15 protein-coding genes and 4 pseudogenes are annotated in these 16,669 nt (G+C 75.1%); 7 read left to right on the top strand and 12 right to left on the bottom strand.

Annotated elements, in window-relative coordinates:
* The 7 genes and pseudogenes from yajC to pdxT form a co-directional block, all read right to left on the bottom strand.
* The gene (yajC, locus tag G7075_RS06100; RefSeq protein WP_166119893.1) at positions 1–303 is read right to left on the bottom strand and encodes a preprotein translocase subunit YajC; all 303 of its coding nucleotides are present in this window, start codon (positions 301–303) and stop codon (positions 1–3) included.
* Between the two features lie 150 nt (positions 304–453).
* A pseudogene (gene ruvB / locus G7075_RS06095) lies at positions 454–1,538 on the bottom strand (Holliday junction branch migration DNA helicase RuvB).
* Between the two features lie 32 nt (positions 1,539–1,570).
* Positions 1,571–2,179, bottom strand: a complete 609-nt coding sequence (gene ruvA, locus G7075_RS06090) for a Holliday junction branch migration protein RuvA (RefSeq protein WP_166119889.1) — start codon at positions 2,177–2,179, stop codon at positions 1,571–1,573.
* Complete coding sequence (gene ruvC, locus G7075_RS06085; protein WP_166119886.1) at positions 2,176–2,688, bottom strand: crossover junction endodeoxyribonuclease RuvC; 513 nt, start codon at positions 2,686–2,688, stop codon at positions 2,176–2,178. The genes ruvA and ruvC overlap by 4 nt, the downstream gene beginning before the upstream one ends.
* Before the next feature lie 92 nt (positions 2,689–2,780).
* Positions 2,781–3,368, bottom strand: coding sequence for a class I SAM-dependent methyltransferase (locus G7075_RS06080; RefSeq protein WP_166119883.1), 588 nt, complete (start codon positions 3,366–3,368; stop codon positions 2,781–2,783).
* 16 nt (positions 3,369–3,384) lie between these two features.
* Positions 3,385–4,143: a YebC/PmpR family DNA-binding transcriptional regulator gene (locus G7075_RS06075; protein ID WP_166119880.1), complete on the bottom strand. Its 759-nt coding sequence runs from the start codon at positions 4,141–4,143 to the stop codon at positions 3,385–3,387.
* A pseudogene (gene pdxT, locus G7075_RS06070) lies at positions 4,140–4,768 on the bottom strand (pyridoxal 5'-phosphate synthase glutaminase subunit PdxT). The gene G7075_RS06075 and the pseudogene pdxT overlap by 4 nt, the downstream one beginning before the upstream one ends.
* A gap of 49 nt (positions 4,769–4,817) precedes the next feature.
* On the opposite strand from pdxT, the gene G7075_RS06065 reads away from it, so the two are divergent.
* The 3 genes from G7075_RS06065 to G7075_RS06055 all read left to right on the top strand — a co-directional run bounded on the left by G7075_RS06065 (position 4,818) and on the right by G7075_RS06055 (position 8,680).
* Positions 4,818–5,336 (top strand): GNAT family N-acetyltransferase, encoded by a 519-nt coding sequence (locus tag G7075_RS06065; protein WP_240917929.1) that lies wholly within the window; start codon positions 4,818–4,820, stop codon positions 5,334–5,336.
* A gap of 274 nt (positions 5,337–5,610) precedes the next feature.
* Positions 5,611–6,849 carry a kynureninase gene (gene kynU / locus G7075_RS06060; protein ID WP_166119878.1) on the top strand — a complete coding sequence of 413 codons (1,239 nt, stop codon included), beginning with the start codon at positions 5,611–5,613 and terminating at the stop codon, positions 6,847–6,849.
* A 67-nt stretch (positions 6,850–6,916) separates the two neighbouring features.
* Positions 6,917–8,680, top strand: a complete 1,764-nt coding sequence (locus G7075_RS06055; protein ID WP_240917928.1) for a DHA2 family efflux MFS transporter permease subunit — start codon at positions 6,917–6,919, stop codon at positions 8,678–8,680.
* A 10-nt stretch (positions 8,681–8,690) separates the two neighbouring features.
* Here G7075_RS06055 and pdxS read toward each other — a convergent pair whose 3' ends face one another.
* The 4 genes from pdxS to pgsA all read right to left on the bottom strand — a co-directional run bounded on the left by pdxS (position 8,691) and on the right by pgsA (position 12,979).
* A complete protein-coding gene (gene pdxS / locus G7075_RS06045) occupies positions 8,691–9,593 on the bottom strand; it encodes a pyridoxal 5'-phosphate synthase lyase subunit PdxS (protein ID WP_166124246.1) in 903 nt (300 codons plus the stop codon).
* Positions 9,594–10,240: 647 nt separating this feature from the next.
* Complete coding sequence (locus tag G7075_RS06035) at positions 10,241–11,431, bottom strand: glycosyltransferase family 4 protein (RefSeq protein WP_166119875.1); 1,191 nt, start codon at positions 11,429–11,431, stop codon at positions 10,241–10,243.
* On the bottom strand, positions 11,428–12,144 hold the full coding sequence (locus tag G7075_RS06030) for a phosphatidylinositol mannoside acyltransferase (RefSeq protein ID WP_371814194.1): 717 nt from the start codon (positions 12,142–12,144) through the stop codon (positions 11,428–11,430). Before G7075_RS06030 ends, G7075_RS06035 begins: the two co-directional genes overlap by 4 nt.
* A gap of 220 nt (positions 12,145–12,364) precedes the next feature.
* The gene (pgsA, locus tag G7075_RS06025) at positions 12,365–12,979 is read right to left on the bottom strand and encodes a phosphatidylinositol phosphate synthase (RefSeq protein ID WP_166119872.1); all 615 of its coding nucleotides are present in this window, start codon (positions 12,977–12,979) and stop codon (positions 12,365–12,367) included.
* Positions 12,980–13,051: 72 nt separating this feature from the next.
* On the opposite strand from pgsA, the gene G7075_RS06020 reads away from it, so the two are divergent.
* The 4 genes and pseudogenes from G7075_RS06020 (at position 13,052) to G7075_RS20920 (ending at position 16,058) form a co-directional block, all read left to right on the top strand.
* Complete coding sequence (locus G7075_RS06020) at positions 13,052–13,837, top strand: isocitrate lyase/phosphoenolpyruvate mutase family protein (RefSeq protein WP_166119870.1); 786 nt, start codon at positions 13,052–13,054, stop codon at positions 13,835–13,837.
* A 113-nt stretch (positions 13,838–13,950) separates the two neighbouring features.
* Positions 13,951–15,330: pseudogene (locus G7075_RS06015) on the top strand (GTP-binding protein); the annotation flags it as partial.
* Positions 15,318–15,695: pseudogene (locus G7075_RS22540) on the top strand (hypothetical protein); the annotation flags it as partial. The pseudogenes G7075_RS06015 and G7075_RS22540, both read left to right, overlap by 13 nt.
* A gap of 6 nt (positions 15,696–15,701) precedes the next feature.
* Positions 15,702–16,058 carry a hypothetical protein gene (locus G7075_RS20920; protein ID WP_240918017.1) on the top strand — a complete coding sequence of 119 codons (357 nt, stop codon included), beginning with the start codon at positions 15,702–15,704 and terminating at the stop codon, positions 16,056–16,058.
* 34 nt (positions 16,059–16,092) lie between these two features.
* On the opposite strand, the gene G7075_RS06010 is transcribed toward G7075_RS20920, so the two are convergent.
* On the bottom strand, positions 16,093–16,632 hold the full coding sequence (locus tag G7075_RS06010; RefSeq protein ID WP_166119867.1) for an HIT domain-containing protein: 540 nt from the start codon (positions 16,630–16,632) through the stop codon (positions 16,093–16,095).
* Positions 16,633–16,669 lie beyond the last annotated feature (37 nt).

Raw genomic sequence — 16,669 nt, 5'->3', positions numbered from 1 at the left:
TCAGGCCCCCTCGACCGGACGCTGGTCCTGCGGCGGGTCCTGCCGCATGCCGATGGCGCGGCGGTCGAAGCGCACGACGGTGCCGCCTCCGATGTCGAGCGTCGCCACCTTCTCGTCGAGTGCGGTGATGGTGCCGAACAGCCCGGAGGTGGTCACCACCTCGTCGCCGACCTGGAGCGAGCCCTGGAGGCTCTGCACCTGCTTGGACCGGTTCCGCTGGGTGAAGAACATCCAGACCAGGAGGAGGAACGGCAGTCCCAGGATGAGGAGGTAGGTCAGGCCGGAGCCGGAGCCGGAAGACATCGGTGTAGGTCCTTCGGAGCGGGGTCACCGCGGATGGCGAGCAGTGGATCGGCCCGGGAGTACCGGGCCGAGGGACCACTCTAGGTCAGAGCCGGACGCCTCACCAACGAAGCACCGGCCCTCCGCGTGCCTTGCCGCCGGTGCGTCCGCTCAGCCGCCGAGCCGCCCCGGGCCGTCGTCACCGAGCGGCAGCACGCTCTGCTGCGGCGCGTCGGCGGGGGCCCGCAGCCCGAGGTGGGCCCACGCCTTGGCCGTGGCGGTGCGACCCCGGGGCGTGCGGGCCATGAAGCCCTCGCGCACGAGGTAGGGCTCGGCGACGGTCTCGACGGTGTCGGACTCCTCCCCCACGGCGACGGCGAGGGTCGAGAGCCCGACCGGCCCGCCGGCGAACCGGCGGCAGAGGGCGTCGAGGACGGCGCGGTCGAGGCGGTCGAGGCCGGCGTCGTCGACGTCGAAGAGGGCCAGGGCCTCGCGGGCCGCGTGGTGGTCGACGGAGCCGTCGCCGTGCACCTGCGCCCAGTCGCGGACCCGGCGCAGCAGGCGGTTGGCGATGCGGGGCGTGCCGCGGGAGCGTCCGGCGACCTCGACGACGGCCTCCTCGTCGGCCGGGACCCCGAGCAGCCCGGCCGAGCGGTGGAGGATGGTCACGAGGTCGGCGGTCTCGTAGTAGTCGAGGTGCCCGGTGAAGCCGAAGCGGTCGCGCAGCGGGGCCGGCAGCAGCCCGGCCCGGGTCGTCGCGCCGACGACGGTGAACGGCGGCAGCTCGAGGGGGATGGCCGTGGCGCCCGGGCCCTTCCCCACGACGACGTCGACCCGGAAGTCCTCCATCGCGAGGTAGAGCATCTCCTCGGCGGCCCGGCTCATCCGGTGGATCTCGTCGAGGAAGAGGACCTCCCCCTCGTCGAGGCTGGACAGGACGGCCGCGAGGTCGCCGGCGTGCTGGATGGCCGGCCCGCTGGTGACCCGGATGGGCCGCTCGAGCTCGGCGGCCACGATCATCGCCAGCGTCGTCTTGCCGAGGCCGGGGGGCCCGAGAGCAGCACGTGGTCGGGCGGGGTGCCGCGGCGACGGGCGGCGGTGAGGACGAGCCCCAGCTGGTCGCGCACCCGGGTCTGGCCGGGGAACTCGGCGAGGCGGCGTGGGCGCAGGGCGGCCTCGACGACGCGCTCGTCGTCGCTGCCGCCGGCGTCGACGACCCGGGCGGTGGCCTCGAACGACCCGTCGGCCTCGCGGATCTCGCTGCCGAACCCGTCGGCCGGGCCGGTGCTCACCGGCGCAGCTCGCGCAGGGCCAGGCGCAGGTAGGTGGCGACCTCGGCGTCGGCCGGCGCGTCGGCGGCGACCCGCTCGACCGCGTCACCGGCCTGCTTGCCGCTCCAGCCGAGCCCGACGAGGGCCTCGGTGACCTGCTCGCGCCACGGCTCGGCGGCCGGGGCCGCGGGGGTGGCGCCGGCCGGCGGTGTGCCGGTGCCGTGCAGGGCACCGACCTTGTCGCGCAGCTCGAGGACGAGGCGCTGGGCCGACTTGGCCCCGATGCCCGGGATGGCGGTCAGGGCCTTGGCGTCGCCCGTGCTCAGGGCGCCGGCGAGCTCGTCGGGCCCCATGACCGACAGCATGGCCAGCGCCAGCCGCGGGCCGACCCCGGAGACGGTCTGGACGGTCTCGAACATGTCGCGCTCGGCGCCGCCGGCGAAGCCGAAGAGGGTGAGGGAGTCCTCGCGCACGACGAGGCTCGTGGCGAGCGTGGCCTCCTGGCCGCGGTGGCACGTCGCGGCCGTGGCCGGGGTGGTGTGCACCAGCATCCCGACGCCGCCGACCTCGACGACGACGCGGTCGAGCCCGACGTGCGCGACGGTGCCGTGCACCGAGGCGATCACCGGCGGGCCGCCTCGGCGAGAGCGGCGAGGCGCGCATCCTGGGCGCCGCGCCACGCGTGGCAGATGGCCAGGGCCAGGGCGTCGGCGGCGTCGGCCGGCTTCGGGGCGACCTCGAGGCCGAGGATGCGGGTGACCATCGACGTGACCTGGGCCTTGTCGGCGCGGCCGCTGCCGGTGACGGCCGCCTTGACCTCGGTCGGCGTGTGGAAGACGACCGGCACCCCGCGGCGTGCGGCGCAGAGCAGGGCCACGGCCGTGGCGTGGGCGGTGGTCATGACGCTGGCGACGTTGACGTCGGCGAAGACCCGCTCGACGGCGACGACCTCGGGGGCGAAGCGGTCGATCCACCCGCCGAGCTCGGTCTCGAGGTAGAGCAGCCGCTCCCCCGGGTCGGCGCCGCTCGGCGTGCGCACGACACCGACTGCGACCATCGTGGCCCGGCCGGGTCGGCCCTCGACGACGCCGAGACCGCACCGGGTCAGGCCGGGGTCCACCCCGAGCACGCGCACGCTGGACTCCTGCCGACGGATTGGAACACCTGTTCGGGGCAACGCTACGGGAGGGCCGCGACCCCCGACGCACCGACACGCGGGCGGTGGGGTCAGGGCGTGGCCACGAGCAGGAAGCGCTCGTCCTCGATCTCGCGGCCCCAGAGGGCGGGGTCGGGCAGGTGGCGGACGTCGACGTCGTCGCAGACCTCGCCGACGACCTCGGCGCAGCGCTGCGCGGTGAGGCCGGCGCCGGTGGACCAGTTCCCCTCGACGAGGACGAGGCGACCGCCCGGACGCAGGGCGGCCACCCACCGGCGCACCACCTCGACCGGGTCCGGCAGGGCCCACAGGACGTGCCGGCAGAGGACGACGTCGACCGAGCCGGAGGCCAGCCCCGGGTCGGCGGCGTCACCGAGGCGCACGGTGGCGCGCGATGCCGCGAGCTTGGCCTCGGCGAGGGCAACCATGGCCGGCGAGAAGTCGAGGGCGTCGACGGCGTACCCCTCGTCGGAGAGCAGCAGTGCGAGGGTGCCGGTGCCGCAGCCGAGGTCGGCGACGGCCGCCGGCGGCGGGGGCAGCACCCCGAGCAGCAGGGCGCGCCAGGCATCGCGGACGGCCGGGTCGAGCAGGCCGTGGTCGGGGGCCTCGTCGAAGGCGGGGGCCTCGGAGTCCCAGAGGGCGACGGCGTCGGAGGTCATCCGTCGACCCTACGGGTCACTCGTCGTCGTCGAGCTCGGCGAGGACGTCGTCGGGGATGTCGCCGTTGGCGTAGACGTCCTGGACGTCGTCGGAGTCCTCGAGGGCCTCGATGACGCGGATCATCTTCTTCGCGCCGTCGGCGTCGAGCGGCACCTGGAGGTTGGGGACCCACGAGGCCTCGGCGGAGTCGTAGTCGACCCCGGCCTGCTGGAGGGCGGTGCGGACCGCGACGAAGTCGGTGGCCTCGGACACGATCTCCCAGGTGTCGCCGTTGTCGTTGACCTCCTCGGCGCCGGCGTCGAGCACGATCTCGAGGAGGTCGTCCTCGTCCTTCTCCGACTTCGGCACGATGACGACGCCCTTGCGGTCGAACACGTAGCTGACCGAGCCGGGGTCGGCGAGCTGGCCGCCGTTGCGGGTCAGGGCGGTGCGCACCTCGGCGGCCGCGCGGTTGCGGTTGTCGGTGAGGCACTCGATGAGCACGGCGACCCCGCCGGGCGCGTAGCCCTCGTAGGTGATGGTCTCCCAGTCGGCGCCGCCGGCGGTGGCCCCCGAGCCGCGCTTGACCGCGTTGTCGATGTTGTTGTTCGGCACCGACGACTTCTTCGCCTTCTGGATGGCGTCGTAGAGGGTCGGGTTGCCGGTCGGGTCACCGCCGCCCGTGCGGGCCGCGACCTCGATGTTCTTGATGAGCTTGGCGAACAGCTTGCCGCGCTTGGCGTCGATCGCCGCCTTCTTGTGCTTGGTGGTCGCCCACTTGGAGTGGCCGCTCATGATGGCTCCCTCAGACTCTGTCTCACGATGTCGACGAACAGCTGGTGCACCCGGTGGTCGCCTGTCACCTCGGGGTGGAACGACGTGACGAGCAGGTTCCGCTGACGCGCGGCGACGATCCTACCCGCGGCCGGTCCGTGCTCCACCCGCGCGAGGACCTCGACGGCGTCGCCGGCCTCCTCGACCCACGGCGCCCGGATGAAGACCGCGCGCACCGGCTCGCCCCGAGCTCGCGGATGTGCAGGTCCTCCTCGAAGGAGTCGACCTGCCGACCGAAGGCGTTGCGCCGGACGAGGATGTCCATCCCGCCGAGCGTCTGCTGGCCGTTCGCACCGTCGGCGAGGCGGTCGGCGAGCAGGATCATCCCGGCGCACGACCCGTAGACCGGCAGGCCGTCGGCGATGCGCTCGCGCAGCGGCTGCTGGAGGTCGAAGGCGCGCACGAGCTTGTCGATGGTCGTCGACTCGCCGCCGGGGAGGACGAGTCCGTCGACGGCGGCCACCTCGGCGGGACGCCGCACGGTGACGGCCGTGGCCCCGCCGCGCTCGAGGGCGACGACGTGCTCGCGGACGTCGCCCTGGACGGCGAGGACGCCGATGGTGGGGTGCTGCTCACGAGGGGCGATGCTACGGGCGCGGTGTGACGTCGTCGGTGGCGGGTTCTAGCCTCGGGACGTGCCCACCGCCGTCACCGTCCGCCTGCGCGCCGCGTCCGACGTCCCGCGCCTCGTCGAGGTGCTCGCGGCCCAGCAGCCGGGGTCGGGGTACCCCGTGCGCTGGCCGCTGCCGTTCCCCGCCGAGGACTTCGTCGTGCGCGACGGCGAGCTCGGCGCGTGGGTCGTCGAGGTCGACGGTGAGGTGGCGGGGCACGGGGCGCTCCTCCACCCGGCCGACGGGTGGGAGGCCGACGGCTTCACGGCCGCGCTCGGCCTGCCCGTCGAGCGGATGGCCTCGGTCTCCACGCTCTTCGTCGACCCCGAACGGCGGGGGCTCGGGCTCGGCACGCGGCTGCTCGACGTCGCGGTGGGGCGGGCGCGCGACCTGGGCCGGGTGCCGGTGCTCGACGTCGTCCAGGAGCACTCCCCCGCCGCCGACCTCTACCGTCGGCGCGGCTGGCGGGTCGTCGGCGAGACCCGGCCGCCGTGGCTGCCGGCCGACCGCCGGCCCGTGCTGCTCATGACCCTCGACGCCTGACCGCGCGGCCGGCCCGGCGGGCCCCACCTGTCAGCCGCGACCTGAGAGCCGGGAACCCACCATGGTGCTCCCGAAGTCCAGTCGCTCCGACCGGTATCCCTCCCCCGACGACAGGGATACCGGTCGCGACGACAGGGATACCGGTCGAAACGACAGGGATACCTGACGCCGCGACTGGATCCGGGAAGGACACACGTGCCCCCCGGCGCCCCGGGAGTCACCCGGGCGCGCGCGGATCGTCACTCCCGCTCGGGTCGAGCGCTAGCGTCGACCCATGTCGTCACCGCTGACCGACCGCGCCCGCGCCCTCGACACCCAGCACGCCGGCACCGACCTGCGCGGCCGCTTCCGCCTCCCGGCCGGCGTGGTCTACCTCGACGGCAACTCCCTCGGCGCACTGCCCGCCGGTGTCGCCGAGGCCGTCGCCGACGTCGTGCACCGCCAGTGGGGCAGCCGGCTGATCGCCAGCTGGAACGAGTCCGACTGGTGGGGTGCCCCGACCCGCGTCGGCGACCGCATCGGGGCCCTCGTCGGCGCGGCCGAGGGGCAGGTCGTCTGCACCGACTCCACGACCGTCAACCTCTACAAGGCGATCGTCGCCGCCGCCCGGATGCGCCCGGGGCGCCGCGTCGTGCTCACCGACCCCGCCTCCTTCCCCACCGACCTCTACGTCACGCAGGCGGCGGCCCGCGACGCCGGCCTCGTCGTCGAGCTCGTGGCGCCGGCCGACGCCCCGGCCCGCATCGCCGCGCTGGGCGAGGACGCCGCCCTCGCCTCGTACAGCTCGGTCGACTACCGCACGGGCGAGCTGTGGGACCTCGCCGGCATCACCCGCGCCGCCCACGACGTCGGCGCACTGGCCTGCTGGGACCTCTGCCACTCGGCCGGTGTCCTCGAGGTCGGCCTCGACGAGCACGGCGCCGACCTCGCCGTCGGCTGCGGCTACAAGTACCTCAACGGCGGACCCGGCGCGCCGGCGTTCCTCTACGTCGCCCGGCGCCACCAGGACGCGTTCGACCAGCCGCTGTCGGGATGGAACGGGCACGCCACGCCCTTCGCGATGGCCCCCGACTTCGCGCCCGCTCCCGGCATCGCCCGCGGACGGGTCGGCACCCCGCCCCTGCTCTCGATGCTCGCCCTCGAGGCGGCGCTGCACGCGTACGACGGGGAGTCGGTCGCCGACCTGCGCACCCGCTCGCTGTCGCTCACCGGGTTCTTCCTCGAGTGCCTCGACGCGCTGGTCCCCGAGGTCGAGGTCGCCACGCCCCGTGACCCCGCCCGCCGCGGCTCGCAGGTGTCGGTGCGCCACCCCGGCGCCTACGGCGTGGTCCAGGCCCTCATCGCGCGCGGCGTCGTCGGCGACTTCCGCGAGCCCGACATCGTGCGGCTCGGGTTCTCCCCGATGTACCTCACCCACGCCGACGTCCTGCGCGCGGCCGAGCAGCTGCGGGCCGTCCTCGACGGCGCCGAGCACGAGCACCCCGAGCACGCCGCGCGGGCCACCGTCACCTGATGAGCGTCCGGACCCCACCGCCACGAGCGGGCTGCCGCTCGGCTCGCCCGGGGGTCGCTGGCTGCTCGTGGCCTCCATCCTCGGGTCGGCCCTCGCCGGCATCGACGCCACCGTCGTCAACGTCGCGCTGCCGGCCATCGGGACCTCCCTCGACGCCGACTTCGCGACCCTCCAGTGGACGGTCTCGGCCTACGCCCTGACCCTGGCGGCCTTCATCCTCCTCGGCGGGGTGCTCGGCGACCGGTTCGGGCGGCGCCGGGTCTTCGTCGTCGGGGTCGTCTGGTTCGCCGTCGCCTCCCTGCTGTGCGGAGCGGCCCCGGACGCCGGGTTCCTCGTGGCCGCCCGGGCGCTCCAGGGGGTCGGCGCGGCCCTCCTCACCCCGGGCAGCCTCGCGATGATCCAGGCCAGCATCGCGGCCGAGGACCGCGGCCGGGCGATCGGCGCGTGGTCCGGGCTGGGCGGGGTCGCCACCGCGATCGGGCCCTTCCTCGGCGGCTGGCTCGTCCAGAGCTTCTCGTGGCGCTGGGTCTTCCTCGTCAACGTGCCGCTCGCCGCCCTCGTCGTCGTCCTCGCGCTGCGGCACGTCCCCGAGAGCCGTGACCCCGGGGCCGACGGCCCCGTCGACCTCGCGGGCGCCGCGCTCGGCGCCCTGGCCCTCGGCGGGGCGACCTACGCGCTCATCTCGGCCGGCGAGTCCGGTGCCGACCCGACCGTCCTCGGGGCGGCCTCGCTCGGGCTCGCCGCCGCCGCGGCCTTCGTCCTCGTCGAGCGCCGGGTCGCCGCCCCGATGCTCCCCCTCGACGCCTTCCGTGGCGCGCAGTTCCGGGCCGCGAACCTCGTGACCTTCGTCGTCTACGGCGGCCTCGGGGCGGTCTTCCTGCTCCTCGTCGTGCAGCTGCAGGTCGTCTGCGGCTTCTCGCCGATCGCCTCGGGCACCGCCCTGCTGCCCGTCACCGTCGTCATGCTGCTGCTCTCGTCGCGCTCCGGAGCGCTCGCCGCCCGGCTGGGACCCCGCCGCCAGATGGCCGTCGGGCCGGTCGTGTGCGCCGCCGGGATCCTGCTCATGCTGCGGCTGGGCCCGGGGGCGTCCTACCTCCTCGACGTCCTGCCGGCCGTCGTCGTCCTCGGCCTCGGGCTGGTGACGATGGTCTCGCCGCTGACGGCGACCGCCCTGGCTGCGGCTCCGCCCGAGCACGCGGGGATGGCCTCCGGGGTCAACAACGCGGTCGCCCGGACCGCCGGGCTGCTCGCCGTCGCTGTCGTCCCGGCCGTCTCCGGGCTCACCGGGAGGGCGTACGACGACCCGGTCGCCTTCGACGCGGGCTTCGCGACCGCCCTGTGGGTCAGTGCGGCCGCCCTCGCGCTCGGCGGCGTGCTGGCCGCCGTCACCGTGCGGGACGACGTGCTCACCGAGGCCCCGGGCGAACGGCAGCTGCAGTTCTGCGCCGGCCTCGCCGCACCGCCGCTGGCCACCCGCGTCACCGCCGACGGGCGCCCCGACTGCGACCCCGTCCCGCTCGTCACGACCACCCTGGAGGACCGGATGACCTGCACCCACCTCACCGACACCACGCCCCCGACCCCCGGCGCCGACGGCTGCGAGGAGTGCCTGGCCACGGGCGGCTCGTGGGTGCACCTGCGCCTGTGCCAGGAGTGCGGGCACGTCGGGTGCTGCGACTCCTCACCCGGGCGGCACGCGACGGCTCACGCCCACGCGAGCGGCCACCCCGTCATCCGCTCGTTCGAGCCGGGCGAGGAGTGGTTCTACTGCTACGTCGACGACGTGGCGCTCGAGGTGCCCGGCGCTCCCCCGGCGCCGAGCCACCCCTGAGCGCCGGCCGTCACCAGCCGCGCTCGGCGAGCCGGTGCGGCTGCGGGATCTCGTCGACGTTGATGCCGACCATGGCCTCTCCGAGGCCGCGCGAGACCTTGGCGATGACGTCGGGGTCGTCGTGGAAGGTCGTGGCCTTGACGATGGCCTCGGCGCGCTCGGCGGGGTTGCCCGACTTGAAGATCCCGGACCCGACGAAGACGCCCTCGGCGCCGAGCTGCATCATCATCGCCGCGTCGGCCGGCGTCGCGATGCCGCCGGCGGTGAAGAGGACGACGGGCAGCTTGCCGGTCTCGGCGACCTCCTTGACGAGGTCGTACGGCGCCTGGAGCTCCTTGGCCGCGACGTAGAGCTCGTCGGGCTCCATCGAGCGCAGCCGGTTGATCTCCTTGCGCAGCGAGCGCATGTGGGTCGTGGCGTTCGAGACGTCGCCGGTGCCGGCCTCGCCCTTGGAGCGGATCATCGCCGCGCCCTCGGTGATGCGGCGCAGCGCCTCGCCGAGGTTGGTCGCGCCGCAGACGAAGGGCACGGTGAACTGCCACTTGTCGATGTGGTTCGCGTAGTCGGCCGGGGTGAGGACCTCGGACTCGTCGATGTAGTCGACCCCGAGGCTCTGGAGTACCTGCGCCTCGACGAAGTGCCCGATCCGGGCCTTGGCCATGACCGGCACGGAGACGGCCTCGATGATGCTGTCGATCATGTCGGGGTCGCTCATCCGCGACACCCCGCCCTGGGCGCGGATGTCGGCGGGCACGCGCTCGAGGGCCATGACGGCGACGGCGCCGGCGTCCTCGGCGATCTTGGCCTGCTCGGCGGTGACGACGTCCATGATGACGCCGCCCTTGAGCATCTCGGCCATGCCGCGCTTGACGCGGGTGGTGCCGGTGGTGGGGGTGGTCTGCTGCTCGGTCATGCCGCAGATCATAGGTCCGCGGCGGGGGTGCGGAGGACGGCGGTCCGCCGGGTCAGCGGGTGAGCGGGGTGGGACCTCGTCGTCGAACTCGACCCGCTCGGGCAGCGCCGCGCGGCCGGCCAGCCGGAACCACCGCACGACCCGCTTGCGCCGCACCCGACGGACCTCGCGGACGGCGTCGTTGTGGAAGCGGCGGGCCATCCGCACCCGCAGGGCGCTCGCGGAGATCCGCTCGAGGGACTCGGCCACGAGCTCGTCGTCCTCGGTGCGCAGTCCGCCGACGACCTCCTCGGTGAGGGTGACCGTGAGCACCTCGGTGAGGGTGGTCTCGACCTCCTCGCGGCCCCCGAAGTGCTGGCCGTCGAGGAGGTCCTCGTCGAGCGGGTGCTCGGTGGTGCGCTCGATGGAGTCGGTGGCCGCGTCGGCGAGCAGGAGGGCGGTGGCGGGGTCGAGGCTCCCGCTGTTGGCCAGCTCGAGGGTGGCCTCGGCGCGCCGCACGAGCTGGGCGTCGAGCGCCGACATCGCGCCCTCCACCTTGGCGTGCAGACGGTCGAGCCGGGCGGCGGCGTACGAGAGGTACCACGCGACGCCGATGAGCAGGATGACCACGAAGGTCGTCACCTGGAGGACGTCGACCCCGGTGGCGCTCACGGGGTCCCGCTCCCCGGCACGCTGCGGACCAGCCGGCTCCAGAGGCCGCGCGGCGCTTGGTCGGCGAGGTCGGCGTGGGCCCCCTCGAGCACGGTCTCGTACACGGCCATCACCTGGTCGGACACCCGCGACCAGTCGAAGGTGCGGGCCCGCGCGCGCCCGGCCAGCCGCAGCTCGGCCCGGCGGTCGGGGTCGGCGAGCAGGCCGACGAGGGTGGCGGCCAGGGCCGGTGCCGACCCGGTCGCGAAGGTGGCCCCGGTGCGGCCCTCGTCGAGCACCGCGAGGAAGGCCGAGAGGTCGGAGGCCACGACGGGCGCGCCGGCCGCCATCGCCTCGACGAGGACGATGCCGAAGCTCTCGCCCCCGAGGTGCGGGGCGACGTAGGCGTCGACCGACCCGAGCAGGCTCGCCTTGTCGTCGTCGGAGACCGCCCCGAGGACGACCGTGGCCGCGACCGCCCGCGGGTCGGCGTCGCGCAGCAGGTCGGAGGCGTCACCGGGGCCGGCAACGAGCAGCCGCGTGCCGGGGTGTGCGTCGAGGACGGCCGGCAGCGCCCGCAGCGCGACGTCGAGGCCCTTGCGCGGCTCGTCGACCCGACCGAGGAACGCCAGCGTCGGCGCGCCGGGGCGTCCGGTCCACTCCTCGCGGCGGGTCGCGGCGGCGAACCGGTCGACGTGCACGCCGTTGGGGATGATGTAGGTCTCGCCGCCGAGGTGCCGGCGCACCGTGCGGGCGGCGTCCTCGGACACCGCGATCCGCGCCCGGATCTTCTCGAGCGAGGGGCGCAGCAGCGGGTTCGCGGCGTGCATCGCGCGCGAGCGCACCGTGGCGGTGTGGAAGGTGGCGACGACCGGCTCCTCGGCCGCCCAGAGGGCCATGAGCGACACCGACGGCGTGACCGGCTCGTGGAGGTGCACGACGTCGAAGTCGCCCTGCTCGAGCCACCGGGTGACCCGGGCCGAGGTGACCGGGCCGAAGGTCAGCCGGGCGACCGACCCGTTGTAGCGCACCGGGACCGCCCGCCCGCAGCCCACGAGGTAGGGCGGCAGCTCGGTGTCGTCGTCGGCGGGGGCGAGCACCGACACCTCGTGGCCCTGGGCGATGAAGACCTCCGCGAGGTCGCGGACGTGGAACTGCACCCCACCGGGCACGTCCCACGAGTAGGGGCAGACGATGCCGATCCTCATCGGGCCGCCCCCGCCCGGGCCAGGCGCTCGGGGTCGAGGTCCTCGACGAAGACGCGCTGGAGCATGTGCCAGTCGGACGTGTGCTCGCGCACCGCCGTCCCCAGCACGTCGGCGCAGGACTGGGTCATCGCGACGACCTTCTCGCGGGTCGCCCCGGTGGTCGGCACGGGCACGGCCGGGTGGAAGGTGATGACGATGCCCCAGCCACTCCCCCGCCGCTCGTGCCGGATCGACACGGGGTGCAGCGGCCGGCGCTCGGCGAGGGCCAGGGCGGCGGGGCCGGGGGCCATCCGCGCGGGGAGCCCGCAGAAGTCGACGGTGACCCCGCGGTGCGTCAGGTCGCGGTCGGCGAGCAGCGGGATGAGCCCGCGCCGGCGGGCCGCCTCGCGCAGCGCCGGGAAGACGTCGGGGCCGCCGGTGAGCGGCAGGATCGTCATGCCGAGGCCCTCGCGGAACTCGAGGAACTCGCGGAAGACCTCCTCGGGCTCGAGCCGCTCGGCGACGGTGGTCACCGGGCCGAGGTGCACGGTGCCCCAGGCGCCGGCGAGGTCCCAGTTGCCGAGGTGGCCGAGGAAGCAGACGACCGAGCCGTCGGCCGCGAGCACCTCGCGCACCGGGCCGTCGCCCTCGACCCGCACGCGCGCGGCGAGCTCGTCGGGGCCGAGGACCGGGAGCCGGAAGGCCTCGCAGTAGTACCGCAGGTAGGAGCGCATCCCGCGCGGACGAGGGCGTCGAGCGCCGCGTCGTCGAGCTCGGGGCGGACCCGGGCGTAGTTGGCGCGCAGCCGGGCGGCTCCCCCGCGGGCCACGGTGAGGTCGGCGACGGCGTCGAACGCGCGGTAGGCGAGGCGCTCGGGCATCCGCCGCACGGCCGCCCAGCCGAGGCGGTGGCCGGCGAGGGTCGCCGCGTCGGTGACCGAGCCGAGGGCCCTCCTCACGCCACGCCCAGGGCCTGCCGGCGGACCTCGAGGATCCGCTGGACGACGGTGACGAGGCTGGCCAGCGCGAGCAGGGCCAGGACCACGCCGAGGAAGATCGTCGGGATGTCGAAGAGGCCGGTGAGGCCCGTGGCGACGAGCACGGCGACCAGCCGGTCGGCGCGCTCGGCGATGCCGACGTTCGCCGTCATCCCGAGGCCCTCGGCGCGCGCCTTGGCGTAGGAGACGACGCTGCCGAGGATGAGGCAGGCCAGCGCGAGGGCGGCCATGTAGGCGTTGCCCCCGTTGCCGGCGTACCAGAGCACCAGCCCACCGAAGACGGCCGCGTCGCCCACCCGGTCGAGCGTGGAGTCGAGGTAGGCGCCCCACGTGCCGGTGCGCCCGATCCGCCGGGCCATGATCCCGTCCACGGTGTCGGAGAAGACGAACGCGGTGACGACGAGGGTGCCGACGAGGAACTGCCCCCGCGGGTAGAACGCGAGGGCGCCGAAGCACACGCCGAGCGTGCCGATGACCGTCACGACGTCGGGGCTGATGCCGAGGCGGATGAGCAGGGCGGCCACCGGCGTGAGGATCTTGGTGAAGAACGCGCGCGCGTAGCGGTTGAGCATGGTCCGGCCAGCGTAGTGGGACCGCCGCGGAGTGCCGTCCACGAGGCGACACGAGGGCGGCACGATGGGCCGATGGACACCGCACCGACCCCGGCCGGCCCGACGACGTTCGCGGACCTGCACCGACCCGGCGACCCCCTCGTGCTCCCCAACGCGTGGGACGTCGGCAGCGCCCGGGCGTTCGTGGCCGCGGGGTTCGCGGCCGTCGGGACGACGAGCCTCGGAGTGGCGGCCTCGCACGGTCTCGTCGACGGCACGGGCTCGGACCGCGACCACACCGTGGCCCTCGCGAGCGACCTGGTCGCCGCGCACCTCGGGTGCCCCGTCACCGTGGACCTCGCCGACGGCTACTCCACCGACCCGGGGCGGGTCGCCGAGCTCGTCGCCGGGCTCGGGGTGGCGGGGGTCAACCTCGAGGACTCGACCGCCGGCGTCCTCGTCGACCCGGCCGTGCACGCCGCGCGCCTGCTGGCCGTGCGGGACCGGGCACCCGGGGTGTTCGTCAACGCCCGCACCGACGTGCTCTGGCTCGGCGGCACCGACCTCGACGAGGCCGTGGACCGGCTCCGGCGCTACGCCGACGCCGGGGCCGACGGCGTCTTCCTCCCGGGGGCCACCGACCCGGCGGCGATCGAGCGCGACGTGGCCGCCGTGGACCGCCCGCTCAACGTGCTCGCGACGCCCGCCCTTCCCCTGTCGCGGCTCGCCGCGCTCGGCGTGGCCCGGGTGAGCACCGGCTCCCTGCCCTACCGCGCGGCGCTGCGGGCGGCCGTGCTCGCCGCCACCGCGACGAGGGACGGGCTGGCCCTCCCGGAGGCGGTCGGCTACGTGCAGGTCCAGGCCCTCCACGGCGGCTGAGCACCCGTCGGTGCGCGAGCGACGGCCCCGCGGCCGGGAGGCGTGGCGCAGGTCTCCGCGCGGGTCCCGGCGTTCCCCTTGTGCCACGCCGCGGGGAGGAGTTGATTGGGTCCATGAGCGGCACCGCGACCCCGGCCCCCACCGTCACCGACACCACCCGGCTGCGCAACGTCGTCCTCGTCGGACCGGCCGGCGCCGGCAGCTCCCGGCTCTTCGACCACGTCGTCTCGACCCTCGCGCCGAAGCGGGCGCCGCGACCTCGGGGCGAGGAGAGCACGGGGTTGCGCGCCGCGACACTCGAGCTCGGGGAGGTGGTGCTGACCCTCCTCGACGCACCGGGCAACCCCGACTTCGTCGGGCAGGTGAGGGCGGGTCTGCGCGCTGCGGACGCCGCCCTCTTCGTCGTCTCGGCGGCCGACGGCGCCGACGCCCGCTCGCGCGCCCTGTGGCACGAGTGCGCGGTCGTCGGGATGCCCCGGGCCGTCGTCGTCACCCAGCTCGACGCCCGTGACGCAGACTTCGAGGCCACGCTCGAGGACTGCCGCGCCCACTTCGGCGCCGGCATCCAGCCGCTCGGGGTGCCGGTGGCCGGCGCGGAGGGGGCGGTGACCTCCATCGCCGACCTCCTGCTCGGCGAGATCCACGACTACGAGGGCGGCCGGCGCACGGTGCGCCCGGCCGGTGCCGAGCACGCCGACGTCTTCGACACCCGCCGCCCCGGGCTCGTCGAGGGGATCATCGAGGAGTCCGAGGACCCCGAGCTGATGGACCGCTACCTCTCCGGGGAGGACCTCGACTTCGCGACCCTCGAGCGCGACCTGCTCGCGGCCGTCGCGCACGGCACCTTCCACCCCGTGCTGCCGGTCTCCGGCGAGACGGGCGCCGGGGTCGAGGTGCTGCTCCACCTCGTCGAGGCCGCCTTCCCGCACCCCGGCCAGCACCCGCTGCCGACCGTCACGCCGGTGGGCGGCGGTGAGCCCGTGGCGCTGACCGCCGACCCGGACGGCCCGCTCGTCGCCGAGGTCGTGCACACCGAGTCCGACGCCTACGTCGGCCACCTCTCCCTCGTGCGCGTCTTCTCCGGCACCCTGCGCGGTGACCGGCCCGTGCACGTGTCCGGCCACCTCGAGCTGCTCGACGGCCCGACCGGCGAGGGGCACGAGGCGCACGACGACGACGTCCGGCCGGGCGCCATCGCGTCACCGTTCGACGGCGAGCTGCTCCCGAAGGAGTCGGCCGTGGCCGGCGAGGTCGTCGTCGTCACCAAGCTCGCCGGGGCGCAGACGTCCGACACCCTCTCCGACCCCGCGCGCCCCCTCCTCGTCACACCGTGGGCGCTGCCCGAGGCGCTGCTGCCCGCCGCCGTCCAGGCCTCGACCCGCGCCGACGAGGACCGGATGCCCGTCGCCTTCCGCGAGCTGGCGGCCGAGGACCCCTCACTGCGCATCGAGCACGACCCCGAGACGGGCCAGGTCGTCCTGTGGACCACCGGGCCCGCCCACCTCGAGCTGGTCCTCCACCGGCTGCGCGACCGCTTCAACGTCGGCGTCGAGCAGGTGCCGGTCAAGGTCGCGCTCAAGGAGACGGCCGTCGGGCGGTCCGAGGCCCAGGGCCGGCACGTCAAGCAGTCGGGCGGGCACGGGCAGTACGCCGTGTGCCACCTCGTCCTCGAGCCGCTCCCCGCGGGTCGGGCGTCGAGTTCACCGAGGTGGTCGTCGGCGGGGCCGTGCCGCGCCAGTTCATCGGCAGCGTCGAGAAGGGCGTGCACCACCAGCTCGCCAAGGGCCTGCTCGCCGGTTGGCCGGTCACCGACGTGCGGGTCACCCTCACCGACGGCAAGGCGCACAGCGTCGACTCCTCCGACATGGCCTTCCAGACGGCGGCCGGGCTGGCCCTGCGCGAGCTGGCCTCCGCTGCCTCGCTGTGCCTCCTCGAGCCCGTCGACACGGTCACGGTCACCGTCGACGACGAGCACCTCGGCGCCGTGATGACCGACGTCAGCAGCCGGCGCGGGCAGATCGTCGGGTCCGAGCCCTGTGACGACGAGCCCGGGCGCTCGGTGCTCGTCGCGGCCGTCCCGCGCCTCGAGCTGCTCGACTACGCCATCGCCCTGCGGTCGCTCGCCCACGGCACCGGGGTGTTCCGCCGCGAGCCGCGTGGCTACGAGACGCTGCCGGACCGGCTGGCCCGCGAGCACCTCGGGGCCGACGCCCACGCCTGACGCCCGAGCGCCTGCCCCGCCTGGCCGGGCGGGCTCAGGACGGCCAGTGCTCCACGAGCCGGGTGCGCACGTCCTCGAGGAGCATCGGCAGCGCCTTGGTGCGCGCGACGATGGGCAGGAAGTTGCTGTCCCCGCCCCAGCGCGGCACGACGTGCTGGTGCAGGTGCGCGGCGACACCGGCCCCGGCGACGGACCCCTGGTTCATCCCGAGGTTGAAGCCCATCGGCTCCGAGGCCCCCGTCAGCGCGTGGAGCGCGGCCTTGGTGAGGGCGGTGAACTCGGCGGTCTCGTCGTCGGTGAGGTCGACGTACATCGCGACGTGCCGGTACGGGCAGACGAGGACGTGCCCGGGGTTGTACGGGAAGAGGTTCATCACGACGTAGCAGTGCTCGCCACGGTGAACGACCAGTCCCTCCTCGTCGGACTTGCCGGGCGCCGCGCAGAAGGGGCAGCCCTCGCCGGCGTCGGGGTCGGGCCGCTCGCCGCGCAGGTAGACCATCCGGTGGGGGGTCCAGAGCCGGTCGAAGCCGTCGGGCTCGCCCGCGAAGTCGACGGCGTCCTCGTGCTCGGGCATGTCCCGATCCTAGGCGCGCTCCCGGGGCCGGGCCCCC

Source organism: Phycicoccus sp. HDW14 (genome assembly GCF_011383005.1).
Taxonomy (GTDB): Bacteria; Actinomycetota; Actinomycetes; order Actinomycetales; family Dermatophilaceae; genus Phycicoccus.
The sequence above is the reverse complement of the archived record's forward strand: the minus strand, read 5'-3'. Positions and strand labels throughout refer to the sequence as shown.